At 72.4% G+C, this 15,754-nt stretch carries 18 protein-coding genes; 12 read left to right on the forward strand and 6 right to left on the reverse strand.

The features are described from left to right. The first annotated feature begins 111 nt into the window (after positions 1–111). A complete protein-coding gene (locus N7925_RS19385) occupies positions 112–1,086 on the forward strand; it encodes a phosphatidylinositol-specific phospholipase C (RefSeq protein ID WP_274344599.1) in 975 nt (324 codons plus the stop codon). A 21-nt stretch (positions 1,087–1,107) separates the two neighbouring features. Here N7925_RS19385 and N7925_RS19390 read toward each other — a convergent pair whose 3' ends face one another. The 5 genes from N7925_RS19390 to N7925_RS19410 all read right to left on the reverse strand — a co-directional run bounded on the left by N7925_RS19390 (position 1,108) and on the right by N7925_RS19410 (position 6,523). Beyond that, positions 1,108–2,532 carry a HAMP domain-containing sensor histidine kinase gene (locus tag N7925_RS19390; protein WP_274346502.1) on the reverse strand — a complete coding sequence of 475 codons (1,425 nt, stop codon included), beginning with the start codon at positions 2,530–2,532 and terminating at the stop codon, positions 1,108–1,110. Positions 2,533–2,573: 41 nt separating this feature from the next. After that, positions 2,574–3,308 (reverse strand): response regulator transcription factor, encoded by a 735-nt coding sequence (locus tag N7925_RS19395; protein WP_265600802.1) that lies wholly within the window; start codon positions 3,306–3,308, stop codon positions 2,574–2,576. Between the two features lie 74 nt (positions 3,309–3,382). Further along, the gene (locus N7925_RS19400) at positions 3,383–4,435 is read right to left on the reverse strand and encodes a S1C family serine protease (RefSeq protein WP_274344600.1); all 1,053 of its coding nucleotides are present in this window, start codon (positions 4,433–4,435) and stop codon (positions 3,383–3,385) included. Between the two features lie 204 nt (positions 4,436–4,639). Then, complete coding sequence (locus tag N7925_RS19405) at positions 4,640–5,680, reverse strand: LacI family DNA-binding transcriptional regulator (protein WP_097868102.1); 1,041 nt, start codon at positions 5,678–5,680, stop codon at positions 4,640–4,642. 24 nt (positions 5,681–5,704) lie between these two features. Continuing rightward, positions 5,705–6,523: a response regulator transcription factor gene (locus N7925_RS19410; protein WP_265600804.1), complete on the reverse strand. Its 819-nt coding sequence runs from the start codon at positions 6,521–6,523 to the stop codon at positions 5,705–5,707. A 382-nt stretch (positions 6,524–6,905) separates the two neighbouring features. On the opposite strand from N7925_RS19410, the gene N7925_RS19415 reads away from it, so the two are divergent. From N7925_RS19415 to N7925_RS19445, 8 genes are all read left to right on the forward strand, one after another. Beyond that, on the forward strand, positions 6,906–7,766 hold the full coding sequence (locus N7925_RS19415; protein WP_274344601.1) for an alpha/beta hydrolase family protein: 861 nt from the start codon (positions 6,906–6,908) through the stop codon (positions 7,764–7,766). Positions 7,767–7,825: 59 nt separating this feature from the next. Next, the gene (locus N7925_RS19420) at positions 7,826–8,080 is read left to right on the forward strand and encodes a MoaD/ThiS family protein (protein WP_265600806.1); all 255 of its coding nucleotides are present in this window, start codon (positions 7,826–7,828) and stop codon (positions 8,078–8,080) included. 10 nt (positions 8,081–8,090) lie between these two features. After that, the gene (locus tag N7925_RS19425) at positions 8,091–9,542 is read left to right on the forward strand and encodes a hypothetical protein (protein ID WP_274344602.1); all 1,452 of its coding nucleotides are present in this window, start codon (positions 8,091–8,093) and stop codon (positions 9,540–9,542) included. Between the two features lie 152 nt (positions 9,543–9,694). Further along, the gene (locus N7925_RS19430) at positions 9,695–10,384 is read left to right on the forward strand and encodes an LmeA family phospholipid-binding protein (RefSeq protein ID WP_274344603.1); all 690 of its coding nucleotides are present in this window, start codon (positions 9,695–9,697) and stop codon (positions 10,382–10,384) included. 249 nt (positions 10,385–10,633) lie between these two features. Next, a complete protein-coding gene (locus tag N7925_RS36190; RefSeq protein ID WP_350310325.1) occupies positions 10,634–10,714 on the forward strand; it encodes a putative leader peptide in 81 nt (26 codons plus the stop codon). A 156-nt stretch (positions 10,715–10,870) separates the two neighbouring features. Next, positions 10,871–11,710, forward strand: a complete 840-nt coding sequence (locus tag N7925_RS19435; RefSeq protein ID WP_274344604.1) for a sulfurtransferase — start codon at positions 10,871–10,873, stop codon at positions 11,708–11,710. Positions 11,711–11,761: 51 nt separating this feature from the next. Continuing rightward, positions 11,762–12,049 carry a DUF1416 domain-containing protein gene (locus N7925_RS19440; protein WP_003968135.1) on the forward strand — a complete coding sequence of 96 codons (288 nt, stop codon included), beginning with the start codon at positions 11,762–11,764 and terminating at the stop codon, positions 12,047–12,049. Positions 12,050–12,268: 219 nt separating this feature from the next. After that, a complete protein-coding gene (locus N7925_RS19445) occupies positions 12,269–12,526 on the forward strand; it encodes a DUF3099 domain-containing protein (RefSeq protein WP_274344605.1) in 258 nt (85 codons plus the stop codon). 29 nt (positions 12,527–12,555) lie between these two features. Here N7925_RS19445 and N7925_RS19450 read toward each other — a convergent pair whose 3' ends face one another. Beyond that, entirely contained in the window at positions 12,556–12,918 is a 363-nt protein-coding gene (locus N7925_RS19450) for a DsrE family protein (RefSeq protein WP_012380275.1), read from the reverse strand. 153 nt (positions 12,919–13,071) lie between these two features. On the opposite strand from N7925_RS19450, the gene N7925_RS19455 reads away from it, so the two are divergent. The 3 genes from N7925_RS19455 to N7925_RS19465 are packed head-to-tail and all read left to right on the forward strand — an operon-like array spanning position 13,072 to position 15,616. After that, entirely contained in the window at positions 13,072–13,878 is an 807-nt protein-coding gene (locus N7925_RS19455; RefSeq protein WP_443032205.1) for a hypothetical protein, read from the forward strand. After that, a complete protein-coding gene (locus tag N7925_RS19460) occupies positions 13,875–14,726 on the forward strand; it encodes a hypothetical protein (protein WP_274344606.1) in 852 nt (283 codons plus the stop codon). Before N7925_RS19455 ends, N7925_RS19460 begins: the two co-directional genes overlap by 4 nt. After that, on the forward strand, positions 14,723–15,616 hold the full coding sequence (locus N7925_RS19465; protein WP_265600812.1) for a hypothetical protein: 894 nt from the start codon (positions 14,723–14,725) through the stop codon (positions 15,614–15,616). The genes N7925_RS19460 and N7925_RS19465 overlap by 4 nt, the downstream gene beginning before the upstream one ends. The last annotated feature ends 138 nt before the right edge of the window (positions 15,617–15,754 follow it).

The raw sequence follows: 15,754 nt of genomic DNA on the forward strand, positions 1-15,754 counted from the left end.
GCCGGGGCCCCGGCCCTCTTCCAGAGGTGACGTGCGCCCGTCAGAATCCAAGGGCCCAGGGGGCCGGACACACCCCCTGCTCCCCCCCCACGGCCCTTGGAGGCACCCCGCATGTCCAGTCCCAGCCCCACTCCCAGCCCCACTCCCCGTCCCGCCCGCGCGTCCGGGCCTCTGCTGCCCGAGCCCCTGTCCCGGCCCTCCCGCAGAGGCTTCCTGGCCGGCGCCCTCGCCGTCTCCGCCACCGCGATCGTCGGCGCGGCGCCCGCCGTCGCCGCCACGCGGGAGGCCGGCCGGGCGGTCCGGGGGACGTGGGACTGGATGGCCGCCCTGCCCGACGGCACCGCACTCCGGCGGCTCACGATCCCGGGCACGCACGACTCGGGGGCCCGGTTCGGCGGCCCCTGGGCGGAGTGCCAGAACACCACGATCGCGCAGCAGTTGGCCGGCGGCATCCGTTTCCTCGACGTACGGTGCCGGCTCATCGACGGCTCGTTCGCGATCCACCACGGGGCTGCGTTCCAGAACATGATGTTCGGCGACGTCCTCGTCGCCTGCCGGGACTTCCTCGCCACGCGGCCGACCGAGACCGTGCTGATGCGGGTCAAGCAGGAGCACTCCTCGGAGAGCGACGCCGCGTTCCGGGCGGTCTTCGACGACTACCTGGACGTACGCGGCTGGCGGTCGCTGTTCCACCTCGACGCCACCCTGCCCGACCTCGGCGCGGCCCGGGGCAAGGTGGTGCTGCTCGCGGACAACGGAGGGCTGCCCGGGGTGCGGTACGGGGACCAGGCCCTCTTCGACATCCAGGACGACTACATGGCGGAGCCGTTCGCCAAGTACCCCAAGATCGAAGCCCAGTTCCGCAAGGCGGCCCAGCAGCCGGGCAAGTTCTTCATGAACTACGTCTCCACCGCCGCCCTGATGCCGCCCCGCTGGAACGCCGACCGGCTCAACCCGCAGGTGCACTCCTTCCTGGAGCGCGCGGAGACCGCCGGGTGGACGGGGCTCGGCATCGTCCCGCTGGACTACCCGAACCAGCGGTCCGGCCTGGTCGAGTCGCTGATCCGGCACAACCCGACGGGGTGAGCGGCGCCCTCCGCCCCGGCCTCACAGCCCCGGCGGCGGCGTCGGCGCCCCCGGCAGGGTGAGCGCCGCCACGGTGCCGGGGCCGGCGTCCGGGGCCGGGCGCAGGGCGATCGAGCCGCCCGCCTGGTGCACCGTACGGGCCACGATGGACAGGCCCAGGCCCGAGCCGGGGAGCTGACGGGCGGTCGGTGAGCGCCAGAAGCGTTCGAAGACGTGCGGGAGGTCCTCGGCGGGGATGCCGGGGCCCCGGTCCCGGACGGTCAGCTCGCCCCGGTGCAGCCGCACGTCGACCGTGCCGCGCGGCGGGCTGAACTTCACCGCGTTGTCCAGGACGTTGACGATCGCCCGCTCCAGGGCGGCCGGCTCCGCGCGTACGTACCAGGGGGCCAGGTCTTCCGTGATCGTCAGCTCCGGGCCGCGCAGGCGGGCGCGGCGCAGGGCGGTGCGGGTGGTCTCGTGCAGGGCCACCACCTGGAGCGGGCCGGGCTCGGCCGCGTCGGGGCGGGCCAGTTCCTGGAGGTCGCCGATCAGCGCGGCCAACTCCGTCATCTGGGCCTTCACCGAGGCCATCAGCGCCTTGCGGTCCTCCGGCGGGATCATCCGGCCCGTCTCGTCGCTGCGGGCCAGTAGCTCCACGTTCGTCCGGAGCGAGGTCAGCGGGGTGCGCAGCTCGTGGCCCGCGTCCGCGATCAGCTGGGCCTGGCGGTCGCGGGAGGAGGCGAGCTGGGCCGTCATCGAGTTGAAGGAGCTGGAGAGCCGGGCGATCTCGTCCTCGCCGTCCACCGGGATGCGTACGGTCAGGTCCTCGGTGCGGGCCACGTGCTCGACGGCCTCGGTGAGTTCGTCGACCGGCCGGAGCCCGGCGCGCGCGATCCACAGCCCGGCCGCGCCCGCGCCGAGGGCGCCGATGCCGCCGACGAGGGCCAGCACCCAGGCGAGCGTGGACAGCGGCGCGTCGATCTCGCTGAGGGGTCGGGCCACCGAGACCGCGAGCTGATTGTTGGCCTGGCCGGAGCCGACTACCGGCGGCAGCTTGCGGGTGTAGACCCGCATGTCCTGTCCGGCGTCGTTCTCCGTCGTGTGCAGGGCATCGGTCTCCCGCCCCGCCGCCACGGCGATGTCGCTGGGCTGGGCGGGGACGGGCGTGGTGTTCGGGGCCGTGCAGTAGTCGCCGTTCGCCGCGACGATCTGCACGGTGTACTGGCCGGGGAACTCCTGCGCGGGCAACTGCCCGCCGCTCAGGCACGAGCTCAGCAGATCGCGCATCGGCGCGTTGTCCATCTTCGCGTTGCGCAGCGAGTCGTCGAGCTGGCCCTCCAACTGCTCCCGGGTCACGAACCAGCAGGCCGCCGCCACCGCGGCGACCGCCACCGCGACCGCCGTCGCGACCAGCATCGCGAGCCGGGAGCGCAGCGGCAGCGCCCGGAACCGGCGCACCGGGCTCATACCGGCCCGCTCCCGCCCGTGCGCGGTGGGCGCCGGACCGCTCACGCCTCCCCGCTCCCGCCCGTGCGCAGCGCGTACCCCACCCCGCGCACGGTGTGGACGAGGCGCGGCTCGCCGCCCGCCTCCGTCTTGCGGCGCAGATACATCACGTACACGTCCAGGGAGTTGGAGCTCGGCTCGAAGTCGAAGCCCCAGACGGCCTTGAGGATCTGTTCCCGGGTCAGCACCTGGCGCGGGTGGGACAGGAACATCTCCAGCAGCGTGAACTCGGTACGGGTCAGCTCGACCCGCCGCTCGCCCCGGGTGACCTCGCGGGTCGCCAGGTCCATCCGCAGGTCGGCGAAGGACAGGACGTCGTCGTCGGGGGCGTCCGTGCCCGCCGCCGAGGCGTAGGAGCTGCGGCGCAGCAGGGCCCGGATGCGGGCGAACAGTTCGTCCAGCTCGAACGGCTTGACCAGGTAGTCGTCCGCGCCCGCGTCGAGGCCGGTGACCCGGTCGCCGACGGTGTCGCGTGCGGTGAGCATGAGGATGGGCGTGGTCGAGCCGGTGGCCCGGATGCGGCGGGCGGCGGTGAGGCCGTCCATCCGGGGCATCTGGATGTCCAGGACGATGAGGTCGGGGGCGTAGGCCTCGGCCATGGCCAGGGCGTCGTACCCGTCGACCGCGACCCGTGTCCCGTATCCCTCGAAGGCGAGGCTGCGCTGGAGCGCCTCGCGCACGGCCGGCTCGTCGTCGACGATCAGGATGCGCTGGGGATCGTCTTCGGCGGGGCTCATCGCTGTCTCGTCCTCTTCTCGTTCCGGCCGACGGGGGCGCACTCAGCCTTGCACGGCCGGGGTGGTGTACGGGATCAGGAGCCGCCGCCCGCGCGCAGGGTGTCCAGGTCGGCCTTGAGGGTGTCCACCGGGATCGCGAAGCCGAGCCCGACGCTGCCCGCCGCGGAACCACTGCCCGCCGCCGAGGAACTCGGCGCGTACATCGCGGAGTTGATGCCGATGATCTCACCGTCCATGTTGATCAGCGCACCGCCGGAGTTGCCGGGGTTGAGCGACGCGTCGGTCTGGAGCGCCTTGTACGTGGTCGTCTCCTCGCCCGTGTCGCCGTTGAACTGCTGTCCCCCGAACTCGAACGGCCACTGCTGGCCCCCACCCTGCCGGCCCTGGCCCTGCCCCTGTCCGGAGCTGCCGGAGTCGTCCTTGGCGACGGTGACGTCCCGGTCGAGCGCGGAGACGATGCCGCTGGTGACGGTGCCGGTCAAGCCCTCGGGCGAGCCGATCGCCACGACCTGGTCGCCGACCTTGACCTGCGAGGAATCGCCGAGCGTCGCCGTCTTCATGCCGCTCGCGCCCCGGAGCTTGATGAGCGCGAGGTCCTTGTCGGGGTCGGTGCCCACGACGTCGGCCGTATAGGTCTTGCCGGTGGAGAGCGTGACCTGGATCTGCTGCGCGCCCGAGATGACGTGGTTGTTGGTGACGATCTCGCCGTCCTCGGTGATCACCACGCCCGACCCGGTGGAGTTGCCCGCCGACGAGGCCGCGCCGATCTCCACGATCGCGGGCGAGACCGCCTCCGCGACGCCCGAGACGGTGCCCTTGCTGCTCTGCGAGACGGTGGTGCCGTTGACCGCGCCGCCCGAGCCGGTGGCTCCGGAGCCACCGTCGTTCAGCTGGCCGACGAGGGTCGCGGTGCCGCCGCCGATCACGCCCGCCGCGAGCGCCACCGCCGCCAGCAGCGCGACCGGCCGCTTCGCCCGGCGCCTGGTGGTGGGGGCGTACGGGGGCGGCGGCGGGTAGCCGCCGGCCGCACCGGTGTGCGCCGTGCCGTCGTACGACGTGCCGTAGCCGTACGGGGTCGGGTCCTGGTCCGTGGTGTACGCGCCGCTGGGGCGAAGGCTCTCCGTCATGTCCACCAGGCTGGTCAACGAAGATGAGAAGGGCCTGAGTACGTCCTGAGAAGCCCGGAAGAACCGCGTATGCCCGCTGTAAGGACCGAAGGGCCGAAGAAGACCCGAAGAAGACCCGAAGGAGGGCCGAAGGAGGCCCGAAGAAGACCCGAAGGAGGCCCGAAGAAGACCCGAAGGAGGGCCGAGGATCCGAAGAGCGGGCGGTCAGGCGGACGCCGGGGGCTCCCCGCAGCCGCACGAGCGCCGGACCACCAGTGCGGAGGGGAACTGCTTCAGCCGCTCGCGCCGCGATCCCGAGACCCGCAGCGAGTCGTCCAGCACCAGGTCCACCGCCGCCCGCGCCATCGCCGGGCGGTCGGAGTGGACCGTGGTCAGCGGCGGATCGGTGAGGCCGGCTTCCTTCACGTCGTCGAAGCCCGCCACCGCCAGCTCGCCCGGCACGTCGATGCGCAGCTCACGGGCGGCCCGCAGCACGCCGAAGGCCTGGTCGTCCGTGGCGCAGAAGATCGCCGGGGGCCTGTCCGGGCCCGCCAGCAGCCCGAGGGCCACCTGATAGGCGTCGTAACGGTTGTACGGGGCCTGGAAGAGCCGGCCCTCCGTGGAGCGGCCCGACTCGTGCATCGCCCGTCGCCAGCCCTCGACGTGGTCGGCGACCGGGTCGCCGACCACCGGGGTCTCCTCCGTGCCGCCGAGGCAGGCCACGTACGCGTTGCCGTGCTCCAGCAGATGCCGGGTGGCGAGCTGGGCGCCGCCCACGTCGTCGGTGACGACGGCGACGTCGTCGATCGCCTCGGGGCGCTCGTGCAGCAGGACGACCCGGGCGTCCCAGGCCTCGATCTCGGCGGCGGCGCGCTCGCTGGGGCCCTGGCTGACCAGGATCAGCCCGGAGACGCGCATACCGAGGAAGGCCCGCAGATAGTGGACCTCGCGCTCGTCGCGGTAGTCGGAGTTGCCGACGAGCACCATTTTCCCGCGCTCGGCGGCGGCCTGTTCGACCGCGTGCGCCATCTCCGCGAAGAACGGCTGCCGGGCGTCCGGCACGATCATTCCTATGAGGTCCGTGCGGCGCGAGGCCATGGCCTGGGCGACCCGGTCGGGCCGGTAGCCCAACTGCTTGATCGCGGCGAGCACCCGCTCGCGCGTGGCCGGGGCGACCGGCCGGGGTCCGTTGTTGATGACGTAGCTGACGACCGCGGTCGACGTCCCCGCCAGTCTCGCCACATCGTCCCGCGTCACCTTGGCCACGCGCCGCAGTCTACGCGGATGGACCTACCTCTTGGCAGCCTCCACCGGGGCTTCTTCCGTCACCTCGGCGGCCGGGGACTGCTCCGAACGGGCGACGGCCCCGGTTTCCCTCGACTGGCGCTGCCGCTGGGCGGCGGCCCGGTCCTTCGCCTCCTCCGCCGCGCGCTCGACCTTCTCCGGCGTGACGAAGCGGTAACCGACGTTGCGCACGGTGCCGATCAGCGACTCGTGCTCGGGGCCGAGCTTGGCGCGCAGCCGCCGTACGTGGACGTCGACCGTCCGCGTACCGCCGAAGTAGTCGTAGCCCCAGACCTCCTGGAGGAGCTGCGCACGGGTGAACACCCGGCCCGGGTGCTGGGCGAGGTACTTCAGCAGTTCGAATTCCTTGAAGGTCAGGTCCAGGACCCGGCCCTTGAGTTTCGCGCTGTACGTCGCCTCGTCGACGGAGAGATCACCGTTGCGGATCTCCATCGGGGAGTCGTCGGAGGTGATCTGTCGGCGGCCCATGGCCAGCCGCAGCCGGGCCTCGACCTCGGCCGGTCCCGCCGTGTCCAGCAGGACGTCGTCGATGCCCCAGTCGGCGGTGACGGCCGCGAGACCGCCCTCGGTGACGACGAGTATCAGCGGACAGCCGGGCCCCGTGGACCGCAGCAGCTGACAGAGCGAGCGGACCTGCGGAAGGTCGCGCCGCCCGTCGACGAGTATCACGTCGGCGCCCGGGGTGTCCACGAGGGCCGGGCCCTCGGCGGGGGCCACCCGCACGCTGTGGAGCAGGAGCCCGAGAGCGGGGAGCACCTCCGTCGACGGCTGGAGTGCGTTCGTCAGAAGCAGCAGTGAACTCATCGCCGGCCACCTGCCTGGTTCGGTCGATCGTGTTGCACGGTTCGCTCGCCCATTACGTCGGTCCTCCTCGTTCCCTGCGAGAGGGGCACTCCCGGGTCGGACCCGGGGGAGTATGCGGCACTGCTTCGTACGTCATGCGGTCATGCGGTCATGCGGTCGTGCGGTCCGCGTCATGCGGGTTTCACGGTGCGGTCCCGCGCCCTGGGACCGCTGAGCTTGTTGAAACGTCGTCGTAACAACGCCGGTAAAGCACAAAAGGACCCGGGGGCTGCATTGCCCGGATCCTCTTCGCAGCAGAATAGCCCACATGAGTTCCGCGCCCGAGGGTCGATTCCCGAGTTCTTCTGTTCCCTTGCTCACGCGACCTCCACGCTTCGCCACGTTGCGGACGGATGACGGCGTACCGGTCGAGGCGGTGTACGAACCGTGTACGGCGGGTGCCGGGACACCGGGGGGCGAAGCGGGCGAGGGACCTGCGGCGACCCCCGCGATCGTCGTCGCGCACGGGTTCACGGGCTCGGCCGACCGCCCCGCCGTGCGGCGCGCCGCACGGGTCTTCGCCCGGCGTGCGGGCGTGGTCACGTTCTCGTTCCGGGGCCACGGGCGGTCCGGCGGACGCTCCACGGTGGGCGACCGCGAGGTGCTGGACCTGGCCGCCGCGGTGGCCTGGGCGCGGGAGCTGGGGCACTCCCGGGTGGTGACGGTCGGGTTCTCGATGGGCGGCTCGGTGGTGCTCCGGCACGGCGCCCTGTACGCGGCGGGACCCGCGGAATCCCTGACGGGGCATACGGCCGTTCGGGTACCGGCGCGCGCGGGGCGTACGGGGAGCGCGGGGAGCGCGGGGGCGCACTCGGACGCGGTGGTCTCCGTCAGCGCTCCCGCTCGCTGGTACTACCGGGGGACGGCCCCGATGCGCCGGCTGCACTGGGTGGTCACCCGCCCCTCGGGCCGCCTCGTCGGGCGCTACGGACTCCGTACCCGCATCGCGACCGCGGACTGGGACCCCGTCCCGCTCTCCCCGGTCGCCGCGGTCCCGCTCATCGCCCCGGCCCCGCTGCTGCTCGTGCACGGCGACCTGGACCCCTACTTCCCGCTGGACCATCCGAGGATGCTGGCCGAGGCGGCCGGGCCCGGCGGCGCGGAGCTGTGGCTGGAGCGGGGGATGGGCCACGCCGAGAACGCGGCGGACGACGCCCTGCTGGCCCGTATCGCCGACTGGGCGACGGCCGCACCGCGCGCGTGACCCATCATGGAGAGCTGACGCACGAGGCGTCCGACGAACCGACCCGAAGGAGTGGCGCCATGGCAGCGGGGACGATCCGCTACTGGGCCGCGGCCAAGGCCGCGGCGGGCACCGCGGAGGAACCGTACGCGGCGGAGACCCTCGCCGAGGCGCTCGACGCGGTGCGCGAGAGGCACCCCGGCGAACTGAGCCAGGTGCTCCGGCGGTGCTCGTTCCTCATCGACGGGAACCCCGTCGGCACCCGTGGGCATGAGACCGTACGCCTTGCCGAGGGCGGCACGGTCGAGGTGCTCCCGCCGTTCGCAGGAGGGTGAACCGCAGGCCATGAGCAGCAACGATCAGCAGTACCCGTATCCGTACGACCCCGAGCGGCAGCAGCAGCCGGCGTCGCCGCACTGGCCCGACGGGACGGCCGGGCAGTCCGCCGCGCCCCAGGACCCGGCCGGCTTCGACCAGGGCGGGACGCAGACGTGGCAGGCGCCGACCTGGGACACGCAGTACCAGCCGACGATTCGCCCGGACGGGGAACAGCACCGGGCGGGGGATCTGGGGCAGGGGCAGGGGCCGGGACAGGGTTACGGGCAGCCGCAGCAGCCCGATCCGTACGGACAGCAGCAGCCCGGCCCGTACGCGGCGCCGGAGCCGCACCCTCCGTACGGGCAGCAGTACCAGGATCCGCAGTACCAGCACCAGCACCAACACCAACACCAACACCAACAGCAACAGCAACAGCAGGATCCGCAGTACCAGCAGCAGTACCAGGATCCGCACCAGCAGTACCAGGATCCGCAGCAGCACCAGCCGTACCGGCGCTCGGCGGCCTCGGCGGCCGACACCGCTTATCTGCCGCCCCAGGGGGCTTCGGGGTCCTACCCGCTGCCGCCCGAGGTCCCGGCCACGCCCGCCGCTCCCCCCGCCCCCGCCGCACCCGTGCCCGCCCCCGAGCCCATGACCGTGCGGCCGGAGGCCGGCGACACGGGGTACAGCGCGCCCACGACGCTGGGCAACGCCCGGCTCACCGACGCCCAGCGGGCCCGCGCCGAAGGGCGCTCGCCGATCATCGCGCCGGGGATGCAGCCCGCGGTGCTCACCGCCGTGCTCGGCCTGCTGCTCGCGGGGGGCGCGGCGATCGGGCCGTACGCGCTGCTCGTTCCGGTGGTGCTCCTCCAGGCGGTGACGGCCGCCGGATGGTTCCGGCTCAACGGCATGTGGCCCGCCCGTCAGGGCATCGCGCTCGCCTTCGCCGGGGGGCTGGTCGCCGACCTCGCGCTGCTCGTCGCGGGCCGGGAGCACGGACCCGCCGCGCTGCTGGGCACCCTGGGCGTCTGGGTGCTGCTCACCGTGGTCCTCCAGCTCCGCAGCCACGCGGGGGCCGACGAGCGGATGCACGGCCTGATGGCCACGGTCGTCTCGGCGTCGCTCGCGGTGCTCGCGGGCGGATTCCTCGCGGCGGTCCCGGACGCGGTGACGGTGGGCGGTGCGGCCGTCGCGGCGGCCACGCTCGTCCGTGCCCTTCCGCTGCCCGGCATCGCCTCCATCGCGGTGACCCTGCTCGCGGGTGCGGGTGCGGGTGCGGGCCTCATCTTCGGCAATACGGCCGACGTCGGGGCGAAGGGCGTGCTGCTCGGCCTCGCGGTCGGCGGGTGCGTGCTCATCGGGCTGCGGGTGGCGAGCTACGACTACCCGTCCCGGTTCGTGCACATGACCGCCGGAGTGGCGCTGCCGCTGACCGTGGCGGCCCCGGCCGTCTACCTGGTCGGCCGCGCCATCCTCTGACCGCCCCACCGCCCCACCGCCCCACCGTCGCCGACGGCCCCCGGGAACCGATCCGGGGCCGTCGGTCGTCGATCATTCAGGGCGTCCCGCTTCTGCGGCAGTAGGCTCACGGGCGCCAGGGGGACCGATCGGCTCAGGTGGGGGAACGAGACATGCGCGCGCTGCGAATACTGCTGGTCCTGGTGGTGGTGCTCGGCGGCCTCTTCCTCGCCGTCGACCGTGCGGCTGTCTATTTCGCCGAGTCCGAGGCCGAGGACCGGGTCACGATCAGCGGGGGCGGGCCCGCCACCACGGAGATCTCGATCAAGGGCTTCCCCTTCCTCACCCAGCTCGCCGCCTCGCGGCTCGACCGGGTCGACGTCAACCTCACCGGCATGGAGACCAGCGCCGCCGGCCGTGCGATACGGGTCAGCGAGGTCCGGGCCGAGCTGCACGACGTGAAGCTCGGCTCCGGCTACCGGAGCGCCACGGCCGCCCGCGCCACCGGCACCGCGCTCGTCAGCTACGCGGACCTGACGGCGGCGGCCAGCGACGGCGTCGTCGTGGAGTACGGCGGCAACGGCAAGGCGAAGGTCACCGGCACCGTCGAGCTCCTCGGCCGGCCGATCTCGCGCAGCGTGCTGTCCACCGTGACCCGCGTCGACGGCCACACGATCAAGGTGCGCGCGGACAAGGTGCCGGGCGAGGGGCTGCCCGGCGTCGAGCGACTGGTCCGCGAGAAGACCGACTTCCAGGGCGACGTCGACGGACTGCCGAAGGGCCTGGAGCTGCGGGAGGTCAAGGTGACCGAGAAGGGCCTGGAGATCTCGGTGACCGGCTCGGAGGTCTCCCTGACAGGCTGACCCGGCCGCCCCGCGCTCCCCGACGGCCCCTCCCGCCCCGCTGACGGCAGGACCGATCCGGCTGACGGCACGACTGATCCGGATAGTGAGACGCCCGCGTCCGGTCCGCAGATACGGAGCAGGCCCGGGGGTCCCCGCGCTGGATCCCGGGCCCGCCCACCCCTCCTCGGTCTCACTCCACGGACGATCGTGTCTCATCATGCGACACGACGGTGACATCTCCGTCCGTACCTCCCTACGATCGGACCCATGAAGCGACAGGCGGATCTCACGAAGCGGCGGGCAGTAGACCTGTGCCGCGTCGCCGCCATGCTCTGTCGCACCTTCTGAGCGGGGCGTTCGCATCGTCCCGTTTCTCCCCGGCCCTTCGACCGTCGTCAGGGCCGGCCCCGTGCCCCGTACGCGCCGCGTTCCGTGCCTTCGCGCCTACACCCGCACCCCGCATCTCGCACCACCCCGCCGCAGACTGCCCCGGAGGAGAACAACATGAGCCGCAGCGATGTCCTGGTAGACGCCGACTGGGTCGAGGCCCACATCGACGACCCGCAGGTCGCCATCGTCGAGGTGGACGAGGACACCTCGGCGTACGAGAAGAACCACATCAGGAACGCGATCCGGATCGACTGGACCAAGGACCTCCAGGACCCGGTCCGCAGGGACTTCGTCGACCAGGCCGGCTTCGAGAAGCTGCTCAGCGAGAAGGGCATCGGCAACGACACCCTGGTCGTCCTCTACGGCGGCAACAACAACTGGTTCGCCTCCTACGCCTACTGGTACTTCAAGCTGTACGGCCACGAGAACGTGAAGCTCCTCGACGGCGGCCGCAAGAAGTGGGAGCTCGACTCCCGCGACCTGACCGACGCCGTCCCGACGCGCCCGGCGACGCAGTACACGGCCAAGCCGCAGGACGAGTCGATCCGCGCCTACCGCGACGACGTCGTCAAGGCCATCGGCAGCCAGAACCTGGTCGACGTGCGCTCGCCCGACGAGTTCAGCGGCAAGCTGCTCGCCCCGGCCCACCTCCCGCAGGAGCAGTCGCAGCGCCCCGGCCACGTGCCGAGCGCCCGCAACATCCCGTGGTCGAAGAACGCCAACGACGACGGCACCTTCAAGTCGGACGACGAGCTCAAGGCGCTCTACGAGAACGAGCAGGTCGACCTGGCGAAGGACACCATCGCCTACTGCCGCATCGGTGAGCGCTCCGCGCTCACCTGGTTCGTGCTCCACGAGCTGCTCGGCCAGGAGAACGTCAAGAACTACGACGGTTCCTGGACCGAGTACGGCTCCCTCGTCGGCGTGCCGATCGAGCTCGGCCCCGCCAAGTAGTCCGTCCGTCCGACCGTCCGACCCGCACGACCCGACCAGAAGGACAGAACCATGTGTGGAGCACAGGCCGGTGGCCCCGACGCTTCGACGATCAAGCCCGGTGAGACCACCATCCAGGGCAGCGTGACCCGCGACGGCGAGCCCGTCACCGGCTACGTGCGGCTGCTGGACTCGACCGGCGAGTTCACCGCCGAGGTCCCGACCTCGGCGACCGGACAGTTCCGGTTCTACGCCGCCGAAGGCACCTGGACGCTCCGCGCCCTGGTTCCCGGCGGCAGCGCCGACCGCACGGTCGTCGCGCAGACCGGCGGGCTCTCCGAGGTAGCCATCGCCGTCTGATCCGTAACGATCCGCGGCACGCCGTCTGATCCGTAACGATCCGCGGCACGCCGCTGATCCGTAACGGTCCGCGGCACGCCGTTCCGTACGGCGCGCAGAACGGCCGAAGGGCCGCACCCCAGGGGGTTGGACGCCACCTGACGCGGGGTGCGGCCCTTCGTGCCGTCCGGGGGCTCCCGCCGGGTGGGCGGGCGGCCGGGGGAGTCCTACGCTGGAGGCATGTACGCCCGACGCAGGCGGAACTACTTCCTCATGATGGGCGGATGCGTCGCGCTCTTCGTGTCCGCCTGGGCCGTGGTGCGCCTGTGGTCCATGCCGGTCGCCGTCGGCATGTGCGTGGTCGCCATGGTGATCCCGCCCGTCGCCGCGGTGGTCGCCAACCGGCGGGGCCCGGAGGACCGTTGGTGGGACGACCCGTCCGGCGACCCGGAGTCCGACGCGTGGTGGGACGAACTGGACGGCAGGAAGCGCCACTGAGCCGGGGGAGCCCCCGCCCGGTCGTCCGATCAGTAGACGAGCGCCTGGGCGCCGTCCGCCATGGCCTCCTGGACGAAGACCTGCGCGCCCGCGATCCGCACGCCCTCCAGCACGTCCTTCTCGCCGATGTCGCGCCGGGCCGCGCACTGGGTGCACAGGGTGATCCGGCCGCCCGCCAGGATCGAGTCCAGCAGGTCCGGCAGCGGGGCCGCGTGCGGCAGTTCGAACTCGGCGGCCCGGCCCGGCAGGGCGAACCACGAGGACTCGCCGGTCAGCCAGAGCGAGACCTCCACACCGCTGGCGACGCCCACCGCCGCCACGGTGAAGGCCTGGGAGCAGCGCTCGGCGGCCTCGGGCCCGGCGGTCACCTTGATCACAAGCTTCTTCGGCATATGCCGAACTGTAATCGTCCAGGACACAACCTCCTTGCTGACCTGGGGGTCACTTGTGCGCGCAGGTAAGGGAACCCGCGCTTCAGGTCTCTTGGGGGGACCCTTTTGGAACCGAACGACACCATTCCTGCCGCGCCGGAAGGGCCCGCGCCCGTGCCGGCCGTGCCACTCGCGCCGGCCGTGCCGACGGAGCCGGCTGCCGCGGGCGACGAGCCCGTACGCCGCCGGCCGCGCGGACGTACGACGCTGATCATCGCGGCGGCCGCGCTGCTCGGGATCTCGGGCGGGGCCGCCGTGGGCTACGGCATCCAGGCCGAACGGGCGCCGACGCCACTGGCCGCCCTGTCGCAGCCCGGCCTCGGCTACCCGGCGAAGCCGCTGTCCGCCGACCGGGCTCCGGCCCCGCTGCCCGCGGCCCAGGACCATCAGGTCAGGACGGACGGCGACCTGCGCAAGCTGCTCGTCGACCGGCCCAAGGGGGCGAAGAAGACGCTCACCGACGAGTTGGGCCTCGACAACGGCTGGCTGCCGATCGACCAGTACGCCGAGGCGTACTACGAGGACCCGCACTTCATGTTCGAGTCGCTTTCCGAGCTCGATCTGCGTCGGGTTGCCTCGGTCGCGTGGCGGCAGGGGAAGTACCGGGAAACCGGTGTCCAGCTGCTCCAGTTCCGGTCGGGTGACCGGCACGGCGCGGCGGAGCACTTCGGCGACCAGCTGATGTACATGCCGTGGGACAAGGACGGCGCGGGCAACCCGGGGGACCCGGTCAAGGGCAGCCGCGAGGGCCGCTACTTCCTCTACCCGGTCGAGCGGAAGGCGGGATACCTCCCGTCCTACCGGGCCAGGGCCCTGGCCGTACGCGGTGACCTCGTCCTCGACATCAACATCTTCGACACCGTCCCGATCGGCAAGAAGGACATCCGGACGCTGGCCGAGCGACAGCTGGAGCGGCTGTGAACAACGACGACACGAACCCCGTCACCGGCCCGACCGGCCCGACAGCCCCGACCGGCCCGACAGCCCCGACCGGGTCGGCCGAGGACCTCGCGCCCGTGCCCGCCCCCGCCCGCCGGGTGCGCCAGGTGGTGCTGACCGCGCTGCCCGTCGTCCTGGTGCTCGGGGCGGTCGGCGGCGCGGCCGCCTACACGAAGAACACCGTGGACACCGCGGACCGGACGGTCACCACGACCGTCCTGGACGTGGACCACGCGCCCTCCGGCGAGGACTCGGCGGGCGGTCCGGCCCGGGGCCGCCACGACACCGAGCTGACCAAGCTCCTGCTTCCGGTGCCCAAGGGCTACCGGCTCGGCCCGGACATCGGCGAACTCGGCAACGACAGCGAGACGAGCGGGGCCAAGGCCGCCGCCGCGATGAAGGAGATGGGGCGCGGCCTGGCCGGGAAGGACCGCCGCGAACTGAACAAGTACGTCGAGAAGCTCCGTATCCGGGGTATCGCGCAGCGCTCGTACACCTCGGACGCCCACGACCTCGTCGTGAACGTCCACGTCATGAAGATGCGGGACAAGCGGGCGGTCCGCACGTCGTACGTGAACCGCAAGGAGCTGATGGACTCCTTCGACGTCTTCCGCAAGGGGCCGTCGATCGACGGCCACAAGAAGGCCACCTGCTACCGGCTGCCCAAGGGCGACAAGGGCACCCTCGACGGCATGACCTGCATCGCGTACGAGGGAGAGGTCTCGGTCACCGTCGACGCGAACGGCAGCAAGCCGTTCAGCCCGTCGGACGTCGCGGACCTGGTGAAGGACCAGCTCGACCACATCGCGTCCCCGGGGGAGTACATATGAGCGAGCAGACGGTGACCTCTGGGACCACCACCGGGACGCCCGCGATGCCCGAAGCACCGCCTTCCGTCAACGTGTTCGCGCCGCCCGTCCTCCCGCCCGAGGCACCCGAGGCGCCCGGCGCGTCGCCGAAGCCGCCCCGGCGGGTCCTGCGCGCCGTGGGCCGGTGGACCGCCGCCGCGCTGGCGTTCGGGGTGCTCGGCACCGGTACGGCCTTCGGGATCGCCTCACTGGAGCGGACCGACGTCCCCGGGCTCGCCACCGAGGACGACGGCCGCTGGGACTACCCGAAGCTGTCCCTGCCCGCGCTCCCGGCCGGTTCGCCCCGGCCGTTCGGGGCCGGCAACCCGGCCGAGATCCACCACGCCGACCTGCGCGACCTGTTGCTGCCGGCCCCCGCCGGAGCGGTGCCGGACAAGAAGCTGCCCGGCGGCTGGATCTCCACGGAGACGTTCCTGGACGCCTACCGGCAGCAGGACCGGCAGTCGGTGGCCCAGCTCATCGAGGACGCGGCGCCGCGCCACATCGCGGCCCGCGGCTGGACGATGCCGGACGGCACGACGTCCCGGATCTACCTGGTGCGGTTCACCTCGACGGCGTTCGCGAGCGGCATGCTCGACGACCTGAACGTGGGCTCCTCGGCCGGTACGCCGCTGGACCGCACGGACACCACCGAGATCGACGGCTCCTGGAGTTCGCAGAACGACTTCGAGAACACCTCGTCGTTCGTCTTCACCGAGCAGGCGCCCTTCGGGGCCGAGCACGTCCGGCAGGCGTACACCCTGGCGGGGGACACGCTCGCCCTCGTCGTGCACGAGCGCTCCGGGAAGCGGGAGACGGACGGGGTTCCCTTCCAGCAGACGCTGATCCTCCAGAACCAGCTGCTCGCCTGAGGGCCGCCGCGGCGGCCTGCGGCCGACACCTGGACGAGAAGGCCGGGCCCCCACCCATTAGGCTGGGGGCCCGGTCCTGTCGCCGCCGCCACCCGCTCGTCACGAGGAGCCCCCTGTGCTTGAGGCATTCTTCTCCGC

The sequence above is a fragment of the Streptomyces sp. CA-278952 genome (genome assembly GCF_028747205.1).
In the GTDB taxonomy this organism is placed as follows: Bacteria; Actinomycetota; Actinomycetes; order Streptomycetales; family Streptomycetaceae; genus Streptomyces.